This window comes from Negativicutes bacterium, assembly GCA_021372785.1.
Taxonomy (GTDB): Bacteria; Bacillota; JAAYKD01; order JAAYKD01; family JAAYKD01; genus JAJFTT01.
Genome location: JAJFTT010000036.1, coordinates 1 through 21,268 on the forward strand (window position 1 = coordinate 1; position 21,268 = coordinate 21,268).

The following is a 21,268-nucleotide window of genomic DNA, read 5'->3' on the forward strand; positions in this document are numbered from 1 at the left end:
CACGACGCTCTTCCGATCTAGGCGAAAGAATAGCAGAAATCGGAGCGGGACTGCTGGTTTTCTTGGGTGTCGGTAAAGAAGATGACAGCGCTGACTGCCGCTATTTGGCTGAAAAAATCGTCCATCTGCGCATTTTTGAAGATGAACAGCAAAAAATGAACCGATCTCTCAGGCAGACCGGCGGTCAAATCTTATTGGTCTCCCAATTCACGCTCTTTGCTGATACCAGAAAGGGCCGGCGGCCGGGATTCAGCGACGCAGCGCCGCCGGAGCAGGCAGATCTGCTTTATCTCGAGACAGCGGCTTGCCTGCGTGCCGAGGGAATTGAGGTGCAGACCGGTCGCTTTCAGGCGCATATGCAGGTGACTTTATGCAATGACGGTCCGGTTACCTTGCTGATTGACAGTAAAAAACAGAGTTGAGGTGGTAAATGTGAATATCAAACGTTTTCGGGTCGGATCGCTTGCTTCCAATGCCTATCTGGTATCCAATCAACAGCGGCAGGCTTTTCTGGTGGATGCCGGCGGCGGTGCCCAAGAAATCCTGGCTGAGATCAGCGCAAACCGGTTGTCCTTACTCTACCTGATTAATACGCACGGGCATTACGATCATATCGCGGATGATGCCGTCATTGTGGCGGCAACCGGAGCACGACTCCTGATCCACCAACAAGACCTGCCTGCTCTGCAGGATGCGAAGCTGAACCTGGCAGGCTTGCTGGCTTCTCAATTTACGCCTGTGCCGAACGGGGAAGCTTTGATGGGGGGAGAACGCATCCCCTTTGGTGAAACAGAGATCCAGGTACTGCATACACCAGGACACACACCCGGTGGTATTTGTCTTTTGCTCGGCGAAGATGTTTTTAGCGGTGATACGCTGTTTGCCGGTTCGATTGGACGCAGTGATCTGAGCGGCGGAGATCGCGCTGCTCTGATGGCTTCCCTTCAGTATCTTCTTCGTCTGCTGCCGGATCAGGTTGTGGTCCATCCCGGGCACAATCGGGAGACAACGATCGGAGAGGAAAAGGCAACGAATCCATGGCTAAAAATGGCGATGTCTGTCAAATGAAACCATGGGGGCAACTGAACGGGGTACGTCCGGGTAAGATCGTGCACAAATTATGGCAGCAAGGCAAAACAGATGCGGAGATTTTACGCCATCTGCAGGAAAACGATCAGGTCAGCCCAGCCAAAAGTCTGCTGCTGCTGCGCGTCTGTCAGGAGGAAAGGCTTGCTTTTACAGCTAACTTTCCTGTGGAAAAGAAAATCGGTATTTATCTGGGCATCCCGTTCTGCCCCAGCCGCTGTGTTTATTGCTCCTTCGCTTCACATCCGATCGGCAAGGTGCAAGCCCTGGTTCAGCCATTTTGTGATCAGCTCCTGCGGGAAGTGGAAGCAACGGTCGATGCTTTTCCGGAAATGCGTCAGCGCACCGACCAAATTTACATCGGTGGCGGTACACCCGCTTGCCTGAGCGGGGAGCAGGTGGAAACGCTGCTGGATTGCCTGCAGCGAAATTTCCCCCGGGCAACGGAAATCACTTTTGAAGGCGGCAGACCGGAATTGATGACCGAAGCGCTGCTGCGGCGCTTACAGGGACGGGTCAGCCGGATCTGTATCAATCCGCAGTCGCTGCAAACCAAGACACTGCAGCGCATTGGCCGTTTTCATACGGCGCATCAAGTGGAACAAGCACTGAATACGGCGCGCCGCTTAGGTTTTTCCTGGATCAATATGGATTTGATTGCCGGGTTGCCGGCGGAAAGCCGAGCGGAATTCGACGAGGGCCTGCAGCAGATCCTGCAGTGGCGTCCGGAAAATATTACCATTCATGCCTTAGCCCTGAAACGAGCCTCCCGTCTGCATCAGGATCAGGCAATGCTGCGGCAATTGGATCATCAGGTTACAGCCGGAATGATTGATGACTCGCAAAATCTGCTTGCCAGGCACGGTTATTTGGCGTATTATTTATACCGGCAGCGGGATATTCTGGCCGGTGCGGAGAATATCGGTTATACGCTGCCGGGGTTTGCCTCCCATTATAATATCCTGATGATTGCGGAACGCATGAATATCATCGGATTTGGAGTAGGCGCCGCTTCCAAATTTATGCTGCAGCAAGCAGGCGAGCGAAAGCCTTATCGTGTCGCCAATCCAAAAGATGTTTATATTTATTTACAGCGCGGGGAAGAGAATGCCGTCAAGAAATTCGCTTTCCTGGAAAAAATACTGAGAGGTGATCAGCTTGATGATTAATGCCCCACGCGGAACCATGGATATTCTGCCGAAAGACAGTCGGGTTTGGCGCTATGTGGAAGGCGTTTTTGCCGATGTTTGCGATGCGTTTGGTTATGGAGAACTGCGCCTGCCAATTTTTGAACATAGTGAGCTCTATTTACGTGGTGTCGGTGAGACCACCGACATCGTCCAAAAAGAAATGTATACTTTCAGTGACCGCGGGTTACGCTCTCTCACCCTGCGCCCGGAAGGAACAGCCGGAGTGGTACGCGCTTTTTTGGAGAACAAGCTGCAAAATGAACCGCTGCCGGCGAAACTCTATTATAACGGACCGATGTTCCGTTATGAGCGACCGGAAGCAGGCCGTTTCCGACAATTCAGCCAACTGGGCATTGAAGCCATCGGCAGTCATGATCCGGCTATGGATGCCGAAATTATCGCGCTGACCATGGAATTTTATCGCCGCCTGGGGATTGAGAAGGCGGATTTGGTGATCAACAGTGTCGGTTGTAGCAAATGCCGGCCGCTCCATCGCCGGGCCTTAATTGACAGTCTCAGCAGCCGTCGGCAGGAACTCTGTACCGATTGTCAAAACCGTCTGGAGAAGAATCCGCTGCGGCTGTTCGACTGCAAAAATGAACATTGTCAGGAGATCCTGGCTGCCGCTCCCAGAATTACCGATTATTTGTGTGATGACTGCAGGCAGCATTTGGAAACGCTGCAAGCCTATCTGCAGGCGTACGGTCTCGCGTATCGCATTGATACCAATCTGGTACGTGGTTTGGATTATTATACGCGAACCGTCTTTGAAGTCTATTACCCGGACAGAAGCGTGCTCAGTTCTGCCATCGGAGCCGGCGGACGCTATAACGGCTTAGTGGAAGAATTGGGCGGCAGTGCTTTGCCGGGTGTGGGGGTTGCTTTGGGCGTCGATCGGGCGATCATGGTTCTGCAGGCCGCCAAAACAAATCCTGTAGTCCAGCCGCCTCTGCAGGTTTTTTTTGCCGCCATCGGTCAGGCGGCGCATCTGCTCGCCACCGAACTGATGGCCGAGCTGCGAAAGAATGGCATTTATTGCGATCAGGATTATCTCAACCGCGGCTTAAAAGCGCAAATGAAATATGCCGACAAGCTCGGCGCCAAAAACGTGGCCATCCTGGGAGAAGAGGAATTGAGTCGTGGGATCTTTGTCTTGCGTGATATGGCAACGAAAGAGCAGACGGAAATGAGCAAAGCAGAGCTGCTGACCCGCTTCCTGGCGAAACAGGAAAAATAGGTCTTGCTTCACTCCGCGCTCTATGATACAATTAAAGTAGTTCCTGCGGTGTTCGATCGGATGATTCGTTTTGAGCCAACATCAAAACATAGGAGTTCTATATTTGCTCTAAGTCATGATACTCTTTTCCAAGAGGACTCAGCTTTTGGCGTGCGAACACCACCCTGCCGTCAAAGCAGGTTCAAATAGTCATCCAAAACGGCATTGCGGGAATAAAAAACGGCGTAACAGCCGTTTTTTATTATCTCATTTGAGAAAGGAATATCTGGTTCGGGAGTCGAAATACAGCTTTGATTAATGAGTTGGGAGGTAATTTCATGAAGATGCTTGATTTCCGCAGTGATACGATCACCAAACCCAGTCTGGCGATGCGAGCCGCAATGGCTGCCGCCGAGGTGGGTGACGATGTGTATGGGGAAGACCCCACCATCAACAAATTGGAAGAACTGGCAGCTGAAATGACCGGGTTTGAAGCCGCTCTTTTTGTCACCAGCGGTACTCAGGGCAATTTATTGGCTTTGCTCAGTCATTGCCGTTCCGGCGACGAAGTCATTCTGGAAGAAGACAGTCATATTTTTGTTAACGAAGTGGGCGGCATGGCAGCCTTGGGCGGCATCCAGGCAAAAACGCTGCGCGGACCGCTTTCAGCACAGGGTGCGCTGGATCCGGCTGCTGTGGAGGCCGCCATCCGGGCGGATAATATCCATTATCCCGTAACAACCTTAGTTTGTTTGGAAAATACCCATAACAAAGGCGGCGGCGCCGCTTCTACCCCGGCTCAGATGCAGGCAGTGGCCAAGGTTGCCCACGCGCACGGTATGCATATTCATCTGGATGGCGCGCGCGCCTTCAATGCCGCCGTGGCGCAGCAGATCACGATTAAAACCCTTTTGCAGGGTTTGGATTCTGCTCAGCTCTGTTTGTCCAAAGGCTTAGGCGCTCCGGTCGGATCGGTGTTGGTGGGAGAGCGTGATTTCATCAGGCGAGCCAGGAAATGGCGTAAAATGGTCGGCGGCGGCATGCGTCAGGCCGGCGTGATTGCCGCGGCCGGTTTGTATGCTTTGCAGTATAATATTCCGCAGCTGAGTGTAGATCATGCCCATGCCGCTTTGCTGGCCGATGCACTGGATCAAGTCAAAGGGCTGCAAGTGGTCAGACCGAATATCATGACCAACCTGGTCGTGGTGAATACGGAAGCTTCCGGTAAAAAAGGTACGGAATGGGTGGCGGTGATGGCCGGGAAAGGCATTAAAATTGGCGCTAACGGCCCTTACAGCATCCGTTTTGCGACGCATCTGGATCTCTCTCATGCGGATATCAAAGAAGCCGTCGAGCGGATTGATAGCATTGAATAGGAGGAATTGAGGTTATGCTGGCATTTATCAATGCAGAAATCTGGACAGCGGCGCACGGAAAACTTAAAAACGCCAAAATCCTGCTGCAGGACGGGAAAATCAGTGCGATTGGTCAGGATATTGTCATTCCGGCGGCGGCAACCGTGATTGACGCAGAGGGGAAGATCATCACGCCCGGTTTGATTGATACGCACAGCCATGTTGGTGTGATGGAAGAATCAATCGGCTGGGCCGGTGACGATGTCAACGAGTGCAGCGATCCCAATACGGCGCAGGTCAGAGCCTTAGACGGAATCAATCCTTATGATCAGGGTTTTACAGATTGTCTGGCCGGCGGTGTCACGACGGTGCAGGTGGGACCTGGTTCCGGCAACGTCATCGGCGGCGAAATGGTGGTCTTAAAGACTGCCGGCAGCGTGGTGGATCAAATGGTGATCAAGCAATTATCCGGTATGAAGGCCGCTTTGGGTGAAAATCCCAAGAATGTTTATGGCGGTCAAAAAAAGATGCCTTCCACCCGCATGGGGTCCGCGGCGGTACTGCGTACGGCTTTGCTGGAGGCCAGGAATTATCTGCTGAAAAAGGAAACCGGTAAGGAACAGGCCTTCGATATGCGCAAGGAAAATCTGAGCAAGGTTTTAACGCGTGAAATTCCTTTGCGAATACATGCGCATCGAGCCGACGATATTATGACCGCCCTGCGCATCGGCGAGGAATTCCAAATTGAAATTTCTTTGGAACACTGCACAGAGGGAGATAAAGTGGCGGAACTGATTGCCGCCAGGGGGATTTATGCCGCAGTCGGTCCGACCATGAGCGCAAAATCAAAAGTCGAGTTAAAGAATATGGGTTATCACACGCCCGTGGCTTTGGCCAAAGCCGGCGTAGCTTTTTCCATCATTTCGGATCATCCGATTATCCCGGAAAAATATCTGCATATTTCCGCGGGACTGGCCGTTCGCGAAGGTTTGGATGAAGAAATTGCCTTCCAAGCCATCACCGAAATTCCGGCGAAAATGTTGGGTCTGTCCGATCGGATCGGGTCTCTGGAAGTCGGCAAAGATGCCGATTTGGTTGTCTGGAGCGAAGATCCCTTTGAGCTGATGGCGCAGGTCTGCTATACCGTGATTAACGGAACGATCGTCTGGCAGGGAGGGGAATAAGATGCTGGCTATCATCAATGCTAACTTATATCCGATTTCCACGAGTAAGATGACTGGCGCTACCATGCTGGTGGAGAACGGCAAAATCATCGCAGTCGGTCAGAATATTGCCATCCCAAATGACGCGGAACGGATCGATGCCGCCACTTGCACGATTCTGCCCGGCTGGGTCGATGCGCATACCCACGTCGGTCTCTGGGGGGAAGCCGAAGGTCATGCCAGTTACGACGGCAATGAGAGTTCTTCTCCCATCACACCGCAGGTGCGCGGGCTGGACGCCGTCAATCCGGCGCACCACAGTTTTGCCGACGCCAGAAGCATTGGCACTACGACCGTGCAAACCGGTCCCGGTTCCGGCAACATCCTGGGCGGTGAAATGCTGACCATCAAGACGGCCGGCAATGTGATCGATCAGATGGTATTAAGGGCTCCCAGCGGTATTAAATCGGCTTTGGGTGAAAATCCCAAACGCTTCCACGGTCAGGTCATGAAGCGGATGCCTTCCACCCGGATGGGTTCTGCCGCCATGCTGCGCGAGTATCTGATCAAAGGCCGCGAGTATATGGCGAAACTCAAAGAGGGCAAGGCGGATTTTGATTTGGGCTTAGAGAATATCGCGAAAGTTCTGCGCCTGGAATTGCCGCTGCGCGTGCATGCGCACCGTGCCGATGACATTGTTACCGCCACCCGCATTGCCGCCGAATTCCAGATTCAAATTTCCATCGAGCATTGCACAGAAGGTCACCTGATTGCCGATTATTTGGCGGAAAAAGGGTTTCCCGCCTGTGTGGGACCAACGCTTGCTCACCGCTCTAAAGTTGAAACACAAAACTTGAGTTTTACCACACCGGCTATCCTGCATGCAGCCGGCGTGAAAATTGCTTTGATCACCGATCATCCCTTTGTGCCGATTCCCTTCTATAATGTGGTAGGCGCTTTGGCAACCGCCAATGGTTTACCGGAAGCGGCCGCCCTGCGGGCGATGACCTTGTCGCCGGCGGAGATTCTCGGTGTGCAGGCGCGGGTTGGTTCCCTCGAAGCGGGAAAGGATGCCGATTTCGTCATTTGGTCCGGTCATCCATTTAAAACCCGCTCTCAGGTTCTGGCCACCTATATTGAAGGAAAGCGAGTCTATCAAAAAGAAGATTCGTTTCCTGCATAACGATTTTTAACGGTTTACAAAGAGCAGGAATTTGGCATTGATTGGCCGATTCCTGTTTTTTTGTTGCTTTTCATCCGGAAAAATGATATGATTTGGAACAAAGAAACTCCGAAGGGAGAGAATAGCGTGGCTTTTCAGACTTTTGATCAACTGATCCGCTTTGCCCTGGAAAGACAGACCCAAAAGACGGTCGCAGCGGTTTGTCCGGATGATCCGGCTACGCTGCAGGCGCTTTTTGACTGCCAACAGCAAGGGTTGCTGCGCGTACTTTTCGTTGGTGAGCAAGAGAAAATCCGCCGTCTTTGGCTTGCTCTGGGCGGAAAAACCGCCGAAATTGAGATCATCGACACCGCGGACAAAACGCTGGCGGCCGAGAGAGCGGTCGCGGAAATCCGGGCCGGCCGGGCTGATTTTCTGATGAAGGGAAATCTCGAGACTGCGGTTTTATTGAAAGCCGTTGTAGACAAAGCAAAAGGTTTGCGCAGCGGTCAACTGATTTCGCATCTGGCCTTTTTACAAATTCCGGGTTATCCTAAATTAATCGTTTTAACCGACAGCGGGATGGTGCTGAAACCGGATCTCAGCCAAAAAAAAGCCATCCTGCTCAATGCGGTGCTGACACTGCAGTCTTTGGGTTATCCCTGTCCCAAAGTGGGGATTTTAGCGGCGGTAGAAAAAGTCAATCCGTCCATGCCGGAAACGCTCGACGCGGCTGCCCTGACCGCCATGAACCGCAGCGGGGAACTGCCGGGCTGCTGGGTGGAGGGACCGATCTCCTATGATTTGCTGATCAGCCGGGAAATCGCCGAAAAAAAAGGCTACAGCAGCCCGATTGTAGGGGATGCGGATATTATGCTGGTCAGTGATATGACCAGCGGTAATCTGTTGGGCAAAGCGCTGACCGTTTCCGCTCACGCCGAAATGGCCGGTTTGATTGTGGGGGCAAGCGTGCCGATCGCCCTGACTTCCCGCGGCTCACACCGGACAGAAAAGCGAAACTCTCTGATTTTAGCGGCTATTTGCTGCTGAGGAGGCTTTATGCAGACCATCTTAGTGCTCAATCCCGGTTCCACTTCCACCAAAGTGGCGTTGTTTCAGGATAAAAACAAACAGTATGAATGTAATTTGCAGCATGCAGCCGCTGTTTTAAAGCAATTTCCCCAGATTAACGATCAGATCGAACTGCGCAAAGCGGCAATCTTGGCTTATCTGCAGGAGATTGGTTTTAATACCAAAACTTTGACTGCGATCGCTGCCCGCGGCGGAGTCATCGGTCAATTGGAGAGCGGCGCTTATCGGATCGATGCCGCCCTGGTCCGGGCATCGCGTCTTTCCCCGGCGCCGCACGCCTCCAATTTGGCGCCGATCATCGCTTACGAATTAGCGGAACAATGGCAGCGGCCGGCTTATATCTATGATCCTGTCTGCGGCTGCGGTATACCGGAGCCGCTTTACACGATTTCCGGTATCAAAGAACTGCCCAGACTGTTCCTGTCCCACGTTTTGAACAGCAGAGCGGTTTGCTTTGAATATGCGGACCGGGCGGGACTGGATATCCTGCGCAGCAGCTTTATCGTGACCCATCTGGGCGGCGGCATCACCAGCAACCTGATTCGCAATGGTAAAATCCTGGATCTGGTGGCAGACGACGAAGGCAGCTTCTCGCCGGAACGTTCCGGCGGAGTACCCTGCCGCGCTTTGGTCAAACTATGTTATTCCGGCCGCTATACGGAAAGCGAAATGCAGACACTGCTGAAAGGCAAAGGCGGTTTGGTCGATTATCTCGGCAGCAATGATTTTATCGAAGTGGAAAAGAGAGCCTATGCCGAGGGAGATGAACAAGCTTTGCTGCTGATCCAGGCGCTGGCACTGCAGGTTGCCAAGGGTATCGGGTCGTTGGCGACCGTGGTCAACGGTGCCGTGGATGCGATCCTGCTGACGGGCGGCTTAGCGCATTCCGACAGGCTCTGCAGTCTGATCACACAGAGAATCCGCTTTTTGGCTCCCGTTGCCGTACTGGCCGGTTCACGTGAAATGGAAGCATTGGCTTTCGGTGTGCTGCGGGTTTTAAACGGGGAAGAAGCGGCACATACCTTTCCGGGAAAATGAAAGCGGCTGAAAACCAATCAACGGGTTTTTTAAGAGGAAAGAACGGAGAAGGAGACGGAAGCATGGATCTGTTTGATTTGGCGGCTGCGGACGACAATCGGCGCAGCGAACCGCTTGCTTCGCGTATGCGGCCGCGGACTTTAGATGAAATCATCGGGCAGGAAGCAATCATCGGCAAAGGGACCCAACTGCGCCGCGCGATCGAGGCGGATCGCATCGGCTCGATTATCTTCTACGGACCGCCCGGCAGTGGCAAAACGACCATAGCCCGTCTGATTGCTCATTATACCAAGGCGGAATTTCATTCGCTCAGCGCAGTTTCTGCCGGAGTTGCCGATGTAAAAAAAGTAATCGCCGACGCTGCGGATTTGCGAAAAATGTATCGCAAAAAAACCATTCTCTTTGTTGATGAGATTCATCGCTTCAACAAAGCGCAGCAGGATGCTTTGCTCTCGGCGGTGGAAGAGGGGATCATTGGCCTGATCGGCGCTACCACAGCCAATCCTTTTTTTGATGTCAATTCGGCACTCCTGAGCCGGGCGAGAATTTATAAATTGGAGCCTCTGACTGCGGCAAGCCTGGAAAGTATTTTGCGCCGGGCGATCACTGACAAAGAACGCGGTCTGGGCGAATTGCCTCTGGAAATCGAAGCGGAAGCGATGCGGCATCTGATCAACAGCGCCAACGGCGATGCCCGCAAAGCGCTCAATGGGTTGGAGTTGGCAGCGCTGACGACACCGCCGGGCGAGAACGGCAAAATCCAACTGACCCTGGAAATCATTGCGGAAGCGATGCAGAGCAAAGCCTTGCGTTATGATAAGGACGGCGATCAGCATTATGATATCATTTCGGCTTTTATCAAATCGATGCGCGGCAGTGATCCGGATGCCGCCTTGTTTTGGCTGGCTGCCATGCTGGCAGCGGGGGAGAGCCCTCGGTTTATCGCCCGGCGCGTGGTAATCTGCGCCAGCGAAGATGTCGGCAACGCCGACCCCATGGCTTTGTTGGTAGCCACTGCCGCGGCGCAGGCGGTAGAATTGATCGGCCTGCCGGAAGCGCGCATTAATCTGGCGCAGGCGGTTTCTTATGTCGCAGCCGCTGCCAAAAGCAACGCTTCGTACAAAGCCTATGAAGCAGCCGCTGCCGCAGTCGAACAGGCGGATAACATTGAAGTACCGCCGCACCTGCGCGACGCCAGTTATCAGGGGGCAATTTCGTTCGGACATGGCCAAGGTTATCAGTATGCGCATGATTATCCGGAGCATTTTGTCAAACAACAATACTTACCGACAGCGCTGCAGGGGTCCAGTTTCTATCAGCCGACGGAAAACGGTCAGGAAGCCAAGATCAAAGAACGATTGCGGCGGCTTTGGAGAGATCGTTATGACTCTTGAGTATTATGTGCCAGACCATCCCGCCAGCGTAAAAATCGCCGTGGGTCTTTGCCGCTTTTATGGCAATGCGGCCGAGGTGGAGAAAGAAGAGGAGATCAGAACTTTCCTGGAAGAGATGAAAAAGAAATATCCGGGTGCCTCGCATCATTGCTGGGCCTACCGGCTCGGCTATGACAGCAAAAGCACGTTTCGTTACAGCGACGACGGCGAGCCGTCCCAAACGGCGGGTGCTCCGATTCTGACAGCCATCGACCACCTCAAACTGACCAATACGATGGTCATCGTCACGCGTTATTACGGCGGTGTCAAGCAGGGGGTTGGCGGCCTGATCCGGGCTTACCATGCGGCGGCGGCCGGCGTGTTGCAGGAAGCCGGCAGAAAAACCGTAACAATCCTGACCGAGATCCGGATACCCTGCCGGTATGATCAGATCGGCTGGGTGACAAGGGAATTGCAAGCCATCCAGGCTGTCATTGTTGAGACGGAGTATCAACTGGAAGTGTTGGTGCGGGCAAAAATTCGTCCGGTGGACCTGGCACGATTCTCGGCGCGTCTGTTTGATTTGTCCGGTGGCAGCATTCGCGTAATAAAAGCAGAGGAAGAAGCAGAGTGATGAAAAAACAACGGGTGCTGATGGCAATGAGCGGCGGCGTGGACAGTTCCTTAGCCGCTTGTTTGTTGCAGGAGCAGGGTTATGCAGTGATCGGGGTGACGATCCGCAATTGGACACCGCCCGGATGGGAAGAATTAACCGCTGATCTTGGCGGTTGCTGTTCCCTTTCCGCGGTGGAGGATGCCAGACGAGTGGCTTTTCAGTTGCAGATTCCTTTTTATGTGCTGAATTTCGCCGAGAGTTTTGAAAACGAAGTGGTTAAACCTTTTGTTGCAGCCTATCTGGCGGGGGAAACACCGAATCCTTGTGTGCTCTGCAATAAAACCATGCGTTTCGGCTTGCTTTATCAGAAGGCGAGAGAATTGCAAGCCGATTTTGTTGCTACGGGTCATTATGCTCGCGTGTGTTATGCCGCAGGGCGTTATCACTTGCTGAAAGGGATCGATGTCCAAAAAGATCAAAGTTATATGCTATACAGCGCAACGCAGCAGGCACTGGCTATGACGCTATATCCGCTCGGCACTTACAACAAGCAGCAGACCAGACAAATGGCGCGCGAAAGAGGTTTGGCCGTGGCGGAAAAACCGGACAGTCAGGATATCTGCTTTATCCCGGACGGCAATATCGGTGGATTTCTTACAGCTTACCGGCCCGGTAATTACGCAGGAGAGATCGTATATCGTGACGGGCGGATTCTGGGCAGACATACAGGCTATCAGCAGTTTACCATCGGACAAAGAAAAGGGCTTGGTCTCGCCTGGCCGCAGCCGCTCTATGTACTGAAGATTGACGCCGTCAGCAAAAGGGTAATCGTTGCTGAAAAAGAATTTCTCTACAGCAGGAGCTTACTGGCCGATCAGCTGAATTGGATTGCCTTTGATGCACTGCAGGAACCCTTGCAGGCATCAGCAAAAATCCGTTACGCCGCAAAACCGGTGGACGTGCTGATCAAACCGTCTCCGGATGGAGGCTGTTTGGTGGAATTCAGAGAAGAACAGCAATCGATTACGCCCGGCCAGGCCATCGTATTTTACAAGGGCGACGAACTGCTCGGCGGCGGACGGATCCGCCAAATCATTTAAAAAACAAGGAGAGAAAATCACCATGCAATGCCAGACAATCGATTTTTGTGAAGATAACTTACGTACGGTGGCAGGCGCTGCCCAAACAGCGGAGAATATCAAAACGTCGCTGCAGAATACCCCGCTGCGTTTTTATACGCAAAGATGTATCAATGCCTGCCGGCCCTGTCACCGCAGCAGTTTAATCTTAAGATTAAACGATGAGCTGATCGAAGCCGGGACAAATGAGGAAATCATGGATAAAATACTAAAAAAAATCAGCCAAAGCGCTTGCGAAAACAGCTGAAATATGTTATATTCTTGATGCGCCAGAAAAAACATGCCGGAGTGGCGGAATGGCAGACGCACTTGACTCAAAATCAAGCGTATTTACGTACATGCCGGTTCAAGTCCGGCCTTCGGCACCAGAAAAGAACACACGCTTGTCTTTGAAGATAAGCGTGTGTTCTTTTCTGGTGTGTCCGCCCGCCGCGCATTATGTAGGCTGAAAGTCCAGCGGCGAACCGTGACCATTTGCCGCAAATGAGGCGGCAGATGCAGAGACAGCGGGGTTGAGACTCGTAGCATCGGAAAAAGCAGCGGTCACCTAAAATTACCGGCAATACAAAACAGTTTCTTCTGAGAAGAAAAGGAAGGATCACCATGGCATTTCTTGTGCAAAGTCTTCGCGTCCCTTTAGAGGAGCGCGGTCAGGTTCTGCCGCATTTGGCGGAACGCATCGGTTGTCCGATCAGCGAGATCGGGAACCTGCAGATCGTTCATGAGGCTATCGATGCCAGGCGCAACCAAATTACGTTTGTGTATCATCTCGAGTTTGAACTCCGGCAGCCGCAAAAATGGTTGTCCCGTTCGCACATTCCTCTGCTGCCGGCACCGCGGCGCGAATACATCACGCCGCAGCCCGGCAGCCTGAAACTGGCGCATGCGCCGGTGATTGTGGGAGCGGGTCCCGCCGGCTTATTTGCCGCCCTGCTTTTGGCGGAAAATGGCTATCAGCCGCTGTTATTGGAACGGGGAGGCCCGATTGAAGAACGCGTCAAAGCGGTTGAACAGTTCTGGCAGAGCGGCAGCCTTGATGTGCAAAGCAACGTGCAGTTCGGCGAGGGTGGAGCCGGTACCTTCTCAGACGGAAAACTGACGACGCAGATTCGCGATCCGCGCATTTATCGGGTTTTACAGCAGTTCGTAGCAGCCAGCGCACCGGCGGATATTCTTTACAGCCATAAGCCGCATATCGGGACGGACCGTCTGCGTCAAATCATGATCTGCATGCGGCAGCGAATTCTTGCCTTAGGCGGGCAGATCCATTTCTATTCCTGTTTGGATCGTCTGCTTCTGACAGACGATCGCCTGCGGGGAATCCGTCTGACTGACGGCAGGGAAATTGCCGCCGAAGTCCTGATCCTGGCCATCGGGCACAGTGCCAGAGATACCTTTGCCAATCTCTTTGCACAGGAACTGGCGATGGAAAGCAAGGCATTTTCCTTGGGCGTGCGCATCGAACACCTGCAAAGCTGGATTGACGCGGCGCAGTATGGCAGCTTTGCAGGACATCCCAAGCTTGACGCCGCCGATTACAAATTGGTCTACCATGCCAAGAACGGCAGAACCGTCTATAGTTTTTGTATGTGCCCCGGCGGGCAGGTGGTCGCCTCGGCCAGTGAGCCAGGTCATTTGGTCACCAACGGCATGAGTTACCATGCCAGAGACGGCAAAAACGCCAACAGCGGTTTGGTGGTGGCGGTTTCACCGCAGGATTTTGCTTCCTCTGACCCCTTGGCGGGGATGGAATTTCAAAGAAAATGGGAAGCGTTGGCTTTTGCTGCCGGCGGCTCGGCTTTTCGGGCGCCGCTGCAGCGTCTGGATGATTTCCTGCAGGGAACTGTGACAAAGGAACCGGTGGCAGTGCAGCCAACCTACCGCCCCGGCGTGAAAATTGCCGATCTGAATCGCTGTCTGCCGGGTTATGTCACGGAAGCCTTACGGGAAGCAATTCCGGCTTTGGCTCGCAAACTCAAAGGTTTTGATCAGCCGCAGGCCATTTTAACCGGTGTAGAGACGCGCAGCTCGTCACCTCTGCGTATTTTGCGGAAAGAAGACGGCGAGAGTTCCATCAAAGGACTGTATCCCGCCGGAGAAGGTGCGGGTTATGCCGGCGGGATCGTTTCTTCCGCCGTGGATGGTTTGCGTGCTGCCGAACAGATTATATTGCAGTATGCGGCGAGGTGACGAAGATGCAAAAGGAACGAAGCAGGACATACGATATCGCGATTTTGGGCGGCGGGGCGGCCGGGATGATGGCGGCGATTGCGGCGCACCGTGCGAATCCGCTGCTAAAAATTCTGATTTTAGAAAAGAACGACCAACTGGGCCGCAAATTACTGGCCACCGGCAACGGACGTTGTAATTTCAGCAATGCTGATCAATCGCTGCAGAATTATCGCAGCAACGATCCACAGATCGTCAGGCAAGTGCTGCAGAATTTCGGGTTGGAGCAGACACTGGACTTTTTTCAGCGGCTCGGTTTGTATTCGTATTGTGAGGAATCCCGTTATTATCCGCGCAGCAATCAGGGAAAAATCGTTCGTGAGCTTTTGAAAAATGAGATTGACAGTTATCCTCTAACGCAGCAGTTAAGCACGTCTGTGACTGAAATCGAGGTATTAACGCAAGGTTTCCGTTTGTCATCCTCAAACGGCCCGCTTGGCACGGCCCGCAAGCTGATCTTGTGCTGCGGCGGCGCAGCCGCGCCACAGTTGGGAACATCCGGTGATTTTTATGCCTGGCTGCGGCAAAACGGTCATCAAATCATCGAGCCGGTAGCGGCTCTAGTGCCGCTGCAATTAAAAATGGACCGTTTAAAAAAGTTAGCCGGTATCCGCTTTCAGGCTAAAGTCTCTTTGCTGGCAGACACTCAGACGGCAGCCCAGGCGACAGGAGAACTGCTTTGGACGAAGTATGGCATCTCCGGTATTCCAACACTTCAGATCAGCCGCTTCGCCGCTCGCGCACTGTCTGAACAGAAAAAAGTGGAGCTGCAATTGGATTTTTTACCGGAATTTGAGCCGCAGGCAGTACAGAATCTGGTATTCGACTGGCTGATGCAGGATGCCGCTCAGGTCACTGTCTCGCTGAGCGGTTTGCTGCACAGCGATCTGGCTGCTTATTTGGTTGGGAAAGTGGAACAGCAAATCGGTGTAATTCGCTTCCTGCATCCCGGACAAGCAGGTTATTTGGCAAGCTTGCTGAAAGGATATACGGTCGGCGTCAGCGGTTGCAAAGAGTGGTCGGATGCTCAGACCACCTGCGGCGGCGCTGTTTTAACGGAAGTGGAACCTGCTACGATGCAGTCAAAAAAACTGCGCAATTTGTTCCTGGCCGGCGAAGTCCTGGATGTGGATGGCAATTGCGGCGGTTATAATCTGCAATGGGCCTGGTCCTCCGGATTTTTGGCGGGCAGAGCAGCCGCCGGGGCTTGTCAGGAGCAGTGATTTCTGCGTAATCAAAAGCCTGAGTCAGTGTCTTTGCGACCGCTCCGTTTTCCGCTGGAGTTGTCGGCTTATGACACTGACTCAGGCTTTCCGTTATGCAGTTTTTTAATGTTATCATCCCATTTCCGTTCATTGTCGAGCTTTTTTAAGCTTAAGCTAGTTTTGTGAAAACCCTTTCGATACGCTCTAAGGCCCAATCGAGTTCCGGTTTGCTGATGATCAGAGGCGGGGTGAATCGGATGGTGGTGACATGAGTCTCCTTACAGAGCAGACCTTCCGCCATCAGCGCTTCACAATATTTACGGGCAGCGCCATATTCGGGCTTGATCTCCACTCCGATCATCAATCCTTTGCTGCGAATTTCTTTCACGGCAGGACAAACAATTGTTCTGAGCCTTTCGGAGAAATAATCACCCATTTCTGCAGCGCGAGCAGGCAGGTTCTCCTCAATTAAGACATCCAGAGAGGCGATGCCGATGGCCGCAGCCAGAGGATTGCCGCCGAAGGTGGAACCATGATCGCCGGGTGAAAAGACAGACATGATGGCGCGGTCGGCTAAAACCACTGAGATCGGATAGACGCCGCCACCCAGAGCTTTGGCTAAAATCAAGAGGTCCGGTTTAACGTTCTCATGTTCAAAACAGAACATCTTGCCGGTGCGGCCCAAGCCGACCTGAATTTCATCAAAAATCAGCAAAACATGATGCTGATCCGCGATCCGGCGGAGCTGCTGCAAATAGCCTTGCGGCGGTATTATCACGCCGCCTTCTCCCTGAATGGGTTCAACTAAAATAGCACAGGTGTTCTGATCGATCAACTGTTCGATCGCCTGGCTGTCACCATAGGGAGCGATGCGAAAACCGGGTGTAAAGGGACCGAAACCATCCTGATATTGTTCTTCGGTCGAGAAGGAGATCACGGTTATGGTACGGCCGTGAAAATTATTGGCGCAGACAATCAGATTGCCTTGATTCCTGGCAATTCCTTTGACTTTTTCTCCCCATTTGCGGGCGATTTTCAGAGCGGATTCCACCGCTTCGGAACCGGTATTCATGGGCAGCGCCTGTTCATAACCGGCCAGATCCGCAATCTTTTTCAAAAATAACCCCATTTGGTTATTGACAAAAGCGCGGGAAGTGATGGTGATTTTACCCATTTGATCGATCGCAGCTTTAATGATTTTGGGATGACAATGACCTTGATTGACAGCAGAATAGGAAGCCAGCATATCGAGATATTTTCTGCCTTCCGTATCCCATACCCAGCATCCCTGACCTCGTTCGATCACCACGGGCAGCGGATGATAGTTATGTGCCCCGTATTGATCTTCTAATTTTAAGTACTCCTGCATAGCATCCTTCCTTTCTTGCAATTTGAAACGGTTCCTTAATATAACTCGGTGTAATCAAATCAAACATGGAACCAATGCAAAGAATACTGTATAAAAATACTATGTTTTGATTTGATATACACGGATATTATATTATTCTATATCATATCAGTTTCGCTGCCGTTTGTCAAGACGGTGACTTCGGCCGATTCAAGCGAAGCGGTTATTGTGCTTTGGCGGCAAATGTGCTATGATGACGTTGTTATGACTCAGGCAAAAATAGAGGAGGAGTGTGTTGTTATGGACAGAAATACATTATTGAATGAAGGAATTCTGGCGAAGTTTCTCCGTTATGTGGAAATGGATTCGCAATCCCGTGATGGCAGTCTGACGGTACCCAGTTCTGACTGCCAGCTCAAATTAGCGGCGGTATTACAGGAGGAATTGCTTACTTTGGGATTAAAAGATGCGATGGTGGATGAGTTTGGCATTGTCACCGCCACGCTGCCGGCAACAGCGGGCAAAGAAAATACGCCGGCGATCGGATATTTAGCGCATATGGATACCGTTCCGGCTGTGCCTGCCAGCAATGTCAAACCACAAGTCATTCGTAATTATGACGGCGGCAAGATTGTGCTCGCTTCCGGTGACCTGATCGATCCGGATGTTTGCAAAGAATTGAAACTCGTAGTCGGACATGACCTGGTTACTTCCGATGGCAGTACTTTACTCGGTGCGGACGATAAGAGCGGCATTGCGGCGATTATGGAAGCACTTTGCCGTATGCTGAAAGAGGAAAGTCTGGTACATGGTCCTTTCAAAGTAGGATTTACCGTCGACGAAGAGATTGGTTCCGGCATTCAGCATTTTAATGTCAAACGCTTTGGGGCAGAAGCCGCTTATACCCTTGATGGTGGCATGATTGGCGATTATCAGGACGAAACCTTTAACGCTTACAATGTGAAAGTGAATATCAAAGGGCGCAGCAGTCATACCGGCAGCGCCAAAGGTGTGATGATCAATGCCATGCATCTGGCGGCCCAGCTCTGCGCTGCGATCCCGGCCAATATGCGTCCGGAAACCACCGATGGTTATGACGGTTTTGTGCATCCCAATACAATCAGCGGAACATTTGAAACCGTAACGATGAGCATGATCCTTCGTGATTTTAATGCGGAAGGTTTAAAGCGCAAAGTAGCTTGGCTGGAAGCGCAATGTGCGGCTTTGCAAGCTGCCTACCCAGGTTCTCTGGTGGAAATCGTGCACAGCGGCGGTTACCGCAATATGAATGAAGTGCTGAAAGACAAGAAAGAAATCGTCGAGATTGCCCGTACGGCCATGATCAATTGCCAGGTGGAACCGAAGAAATCGATCGTGCGCGGTGGTACCGACGGTTCTCAGTTGACCTTCATGGGTCTGCCGACGCCCAACCTGTTTTACGGCGGCTGCAATGCGCATTCCCGCACGGAATGGGCTTCGGTACAGTTTATGCAAAAAGCAGCCGATGTAATCGTGGAAATTGCCCGCTTATGGAGTATGCAATAGATGGTTAGTAAGCCGGAGCGCCTCGACAAGATCCTGGTGCATATGAATGTCGGTTCCCGCAGTGATATCAAAAAAATGGCGCGTCAGGGTATGATTGAAGTGAACGGTGAGATCGTCCGCGATAGCTCTCTGCATTTCAATGCGGAAGAAGTCATCATCAAAGTGGATGGCAAAGCAATCAAATATAGCCGCTTCGTCTACTGGCTGATGAATAAGCCGCAGGGTGTGATCACGGCAACCCGCGACGGACGTGAACGGACAGTCTGCAATCTGCTTAGCGAAGAAGATTTTTTATTTGAACCGTTTCCGATTGGACGTCTGGATCGAGACACGGAAGGCTTGCTGCTATTAACCAATGACGGGGAATTATCCCATTTTTTGCTATCACCGAAGTTCCATATAGCGAAAACCTATTACCTGGAGGTAAATGGTTTGTTGGACACTGCCGCCGTCGCTGCCTGTCAAGAGGGAATCAGGCTGGACGACGGTTATCGGACGCTGCCGTCTCAATTGAAAATCCTTACGGCTAGGCCAACAGCTTCCACAGCGGAGCTGACAATCCATGAAGGCAAATATCACCAGGTCAAACGGATGATGGAAGCTCTGGGTTGTAGAGTGACCTATCTGAAACGAATTTCCTTTGGACCGCTGCAACTGGATGCTACTCTGCCGTTGGGCGCTTACCGTCCTTTGCGTGAAGCGGAGATTGCCGCACTGCGTCAAGCGGTGCATTGGGACGAAAAATAGTCAGAGCGCAAAGCCATCCGAATGAAATGCTGAATCAAAAGCCTTCGGATGGCTTTTTCTGATTGAAAAAACATATTTCAAGCTCAGGTAAAAGATCGAGTGAGGTGTTTTCTTTTGCAGGAGGCAAATCTAGTGATCCATCCTTTGCAACCGATTTATAATCGGCAATCGAAGCTGCTGATTCTGGGAACGATGCCGTCGCCGGTTTCACGCCGGGTCATGTTTTACTATGGTCATCCTCAAAATCGTTTTTGGCCGGTGATGGCGGCGATTTGTGGGGAGACAGTACCGGAAGGAAATGAGAGCAGGAAGCGTTTTGCCCTGCGGCATGGTTTTGCCCTCTGGGATGTCCTGCAGAGCTGTATGATCCGCGGTGCGCAAGATACAACCATCCGCCGGCCGGTGGCCAATGATTTCAGCGAAATCTTACAGTCGAGTCAGATCAGCCGCATCTTTACGACCGGAATGCAGGCCACACGGCTTTATCAGAAGCTCTGTCTGCCGCAAACGGGTTTGCCGTCGGTTTATTTGCCTTCAACCAGCGCGGCAAACCGAGGCAGCTATCCCTGGCAGGATTTAGTGAATTATTATGCCAAAGAACTGCAGGGATTGTTACGATGAGTGATTGGATGCACATAAAACAGGTCCTGCAGTTGGCGGAGCCGGGATTGCTGACGGATTTTTGCTTTCCCAGGCGGGAATTGTTGGCCTGGTATGCCCAAAACGCCCGTGTTTTACCCTGGCGGCAGCAGCCGAGCGCTTACCATACCTGGATTTCAGAAATCATGCTGCAGCAAACGAGAGTGGAAGCCGTGATTCCCTATTATCTGCGTTTCCTCGAAGCATTGCCTGACCTTCCTGCTTTGGCTGCAGTCGAGCCGGAACGCCTGCTCAAATTATGGCAGGGTTTGGGTTATTATACGAGAGCGCGCAATCTGCAAAAGACAGCACAGCTGTTGCTGCAAAATGAGCAGGGCAAGCTGCCGGCTGCACCGGAAGAATTGAAGCAACTGCCTGGGATCGGAGAATATACGGCTGCTGCGATTGCTTCGATTGCTTATGGCGTGGCGGTTCCTGTTTTGGATGGCAATGTGCTGCGCGTGATGGCGAGATTATTGGCAGTTGAGGCGGAAATTGAAACGACTGCCGTTAAAAATGCGCTGCGGCAAATTGCGTTCGATTGGATCAGCAGGGAAGAGCCGGGTGATTATAACCAGGCGATGATGGATCTGGGGGCCACTGTTTGTCTGCCGAACGGGATTCCGCTCTGCGCTGCCTGTCCGCTGCAGGCCGTCTGTCTGGCTAAGCGCTTACAGCGCGGCGATCTGCCCAGACGCAGAGCCAAAACAGCGCGCCAAAAACAAATGCTGACGGTTTTAGTCATTCAAGCCGGAGAACAATTCCTCTTGCAGCAGCGCAGCCAGAAAGGACTTTTAGCCGGTTTATGGGAATTCCCCAATTTCCCCGGTCATCTTGAGAAAGATGAGATTTGGCAGCTGCTAGAGGATCGGCAAAGCCAAGCGCTCGGGCTGGAAGCGCTGCCGTCCGGCTATCATCTTTTTACGCATATCGAATGGGAAATGTCGGCCTGGAAAATCCGGGTCAGCAGCCAAAAGGGAGCATGGCCAGGTGTCTGGGCCACAAGAGAGGAAATCACCAACCATTATGCCATTCCCAATGCTTTTGCTTTTCTGCTGCAGCCGTTATTGCAGCAAACAGAAGAAAAATGTTGATCACAGCGGTCTTGCCCGTGTCATAACGCCA

The 21,268-nt window shown here is 52.3% G+C and carries 20 protein-coding genes, 1 tRNA gene and 1 other RNA gene; 21 read left to right on the forward strand and 1 reads right to left on the reverse strand.

Annotated features, from left to right (window positions below; all coding sequences use genetic code 11):
* Window positions 1-29 precede the first annotated feature (29 nt).
* The 17 genes from dtd (at window position 30) to LLG09_04720 (ending at window position 15,882) form a co-directional block, all read left to right on the forward strand.
* Complete coding sequence (gene dtd / locus LLG09_04640) at window positions 30-422, forward strand: D-tyrosyl-tRNA(Tyr) deacylase (protein MCE5196403.1); 393 nt, start codon at window positions 30-32, stop codon at window positions 420-422.
* A gap of 10 nt (window positions 423-432) precedes the next feature.
* Entirely contained in the window at window positions 433-1,068 is a 636-nt protein-coding gene (locus LLG09_04645) for an MBL fold metallo-hydrolase (protein MCE5196404.1), read from the forward strand.
* Entirely contained in the window at window positions 1,038-2,255 is a 1,218-nt protein-coding gene (hemZ, locus tag LLG09_04650; protein ID MCE5196405.1) for a coproporphyrinogen dehydrogenase HemZ, read from the forward strand. The genes LLG09_04645 and hemZ overlap by 31 nt, the downstream gene beginning before the upstream one ends.
* Window positions 2,245-3,513: a histidine--tRNA ligase gene (gene hisS, locus LLG09_04655; protein ID MCE5196406.1), complete on the forward strand. Its 1,269-nt coding sequence runs from the start codon at window positions 2,245-2,247 to the stop codon at window positions 3,511-3,513. The genes hemZ and hisS overlap by 11 nt, the downstream gene beginning before the upstream one ends.
* 37 nt (window positions 3,514-3,550) lie before the next feature.
* Window positions 3,551-3,730, forward strand: a non-coding RNA gene (gene ssrS / locus LLG09_04660) — 6S RNA.
* Window positions 3,731-3,830: 100 nt separating this feature from the next.
* Window positions 3,831-4,868 carry a low-specificity L-threonine aldolase gene (gene ltaE, locus LLG09_04665; protein ID MCE5196407.1) on the forward strand — a complete coding sequence of 346 codons (1,038 nt, stop codon included), beginning with the start codon at window positions 3,831-3,833 and terminating at the stop codon, window positions 4,866-4,868.
* 14 nt (window positions 4,869-4,882) lie between these two features.
* Window positions 4,883-6,031, forward strand: coding sequence for an amidohydrolase (locus tag LLG09_04670; protein ID MCE5196408.1), 1,149 nt, complete (start codon window positions 4,883-4,885; stop codon window positions 6,029-6,031).
* A 1-nt stretch (window position 6,032) separates the two neighbouring features.
* Window positions 6,033-7,193, forward strand: coding sequence for an amidohydrolase (locus tag LLG09_04675; protein ID MCE5196409.1), 1,161 nt, complete (start codon window positions 6,033-6,035; stop codon window positions 7,191-7,193).
* Between the two features lie 126 nt (window positions 7,194-7,319).
* The gene (locus LLG09_04680) at window positions 7,320-8,222 is read left to right on the forward strand and encodes a bifunctional enoyl-CoA hydratase/phosphate acetyltransferase (protein ID MCE5196410.1); all 903 of its coding nucleotides are present in this window, start codon (window positions 7,320-7,322) and stop codon (window positions 8,220-8,222) included.
* A gap of 9 nt (window positions 8,223-8,231) precedes the next feature.
* Window positions 8,232-9,302: a butyrate kinase gene (buk, locus tag LLG09_04685; GenBank protein MCE5196411.1), complete on the forward strand. Its 1,071-nt coding sequence runs from the start codon at window positions 8,232-8,234 to the stop codon at window positions 9,300-9,302.
* Between the two features lie 62 nt (window positions 9,303-9,364).
* Window positions 9,365-10,696 carry a replication-associated recombination protein A gene (locus tag LLG09_04690; GenBank protein MCE5196412.1) on the forward strand — a complete coding sequence of 444 codons (1,332 nt, stop codon included), beginning with the start codon at window positions 9,365-9,367 and terminating at the stop codon, window positions 10,694-10,696.
* On the forward strand, window positions 10,686-11,309 hold the full coding sequence (locus LLG09_04695) for a YigZ family protein (GenBank protein MCE5196413.1): 624 nt from the start codon (window positions 10,686-10,688) through the stop codon (window positions 11,307-11,309). The genes LLG09_04690 and LLG09_04695 overlap by 11 nt, the downstream gene beginning before the upstream one ends.
* Entirely contained in the window at window positions 11,306-12,391 is a 1,086-nt protein-coding gene (gene mnmA / locus LLG09_04700; GenBank protein MCE5196414.1) for a tRNA 2-thiouridine(34) synthase MnmA, read from the forward strand. Before LLG09_04695 ends, mnmA begins: the two co-directional genes overlap by 4 nt.
* 22 nt (window positions 12,392-12,413) lie before the next feature.
* Window positions 12,414-12,677: a hypothetical protein gene (locus LLG09_04705; protein ID MCE5196415.1), complete on the forward strand. Its 264-nt coding sequence runs from the start codon at window positions 12,414-12,416 to the stop codon at window positions 12,675-12,677.
* A gap of 35 nt (window positions 12,678-12,712) precedes the next feature.
* Window positions 12,713-12,798 (forward strand) — tRNA-Leu (locus tag LLG09_04710).
* A 235-nt stretch (window positions 12,799-13,033) separates the two neighbouring features.
* A complete protein-coding gene (locus LLG09_04715) occupies window positions 13,034-14,620 on the forward strand; it encodes an FAD-dependent monooxygenase (GenBank protein MCE5196416.1) in 1,587 nt (528 codons plus the stop codon).
* A 5-nt stretch (window positions 14,621-14,625) separates the two neighbouring features.
* Window positions 14,626-15,882 (forward strand): aminoacetone oxidase family FAD-binding enzyme, encoded by a 1,257-nt coding sequence (locus tag LLG09_04720; GenBank protein MCE5196417.1) that lies wholly within the window; start codon window positions 14,626-14,628, stop codon window positions 15,880-15,882.
* Between the two features lie 151 nt (window positions 15,883-16,033).
* Here LLG09_04720 and rocD read toward each other — a convergent pair whose 3' ends face one another.
* Window positions 16,034-17,233 (reverse strand): ornithine--oxo-acid transaminase, encoded by a 1,200-nt coding sequence (gene rocD, locus LLG09_04725; protein MCE5196418.1) that lies wholly within the window; start codon window positions 17,231-17,233, stop codon window positions 16,034-16,036.
* Between the two features lie 279 nt (window positions 17,234-17,512).
* Between rocD and pepT the strand changes: the two genes are divergently transcribed.
* From pepT to mutY, 4 genes are all read left to right on the forward strand, one after another.
* Window positions 17,513-18,757 (forward strand): peptidase T, encoded by a 1,245-nt coding sequence (gene pepT / locus LLG09_04730; GenBank protein MCE5196419.1) that lies wholly within the window; start codon window positions 17,513-17,515, stop codon window positions 18,755-18,757.
* Window positions 18,758-19,504: an rRNA pseudouridine synthase gene (locus LLG09_04735; GenBank protein MCE5196420.1), complete on the forward strand. Its 747-nt coding sequence runs from the start codon at window positions 18,758-18,760 to the stop codon at window positions 19,502-19,504.
* 132 nt (window positions 19,505-19,636) lie between these two features.
* A complete protein-coding gene (locus LLG09_04740; GenBank protein MCE5196421.1) occupies window positions 19,637-20,125 on the forward strand; it encodes a DNA-deoxyinosine glycosylase in 489 nt (162 codons plus the stop codon).
* Complete coding sequence (gene mutY / locus LLG09_04745; protein MCE5196422.1) at window positions 20,122-21,237, forward strand: A/G-specific adenine glycosylase; 1,116 nt, start codon at window positions 20,122-20,124, stop codon at window positions 21,235-21,237. The genes LLG09_04740 and mutY overlap by 4 nt, the downstream gene beginning before the upstream one ends.
* Window positions 21,238-21,268 lie beyond the last annotated feature (31 nt).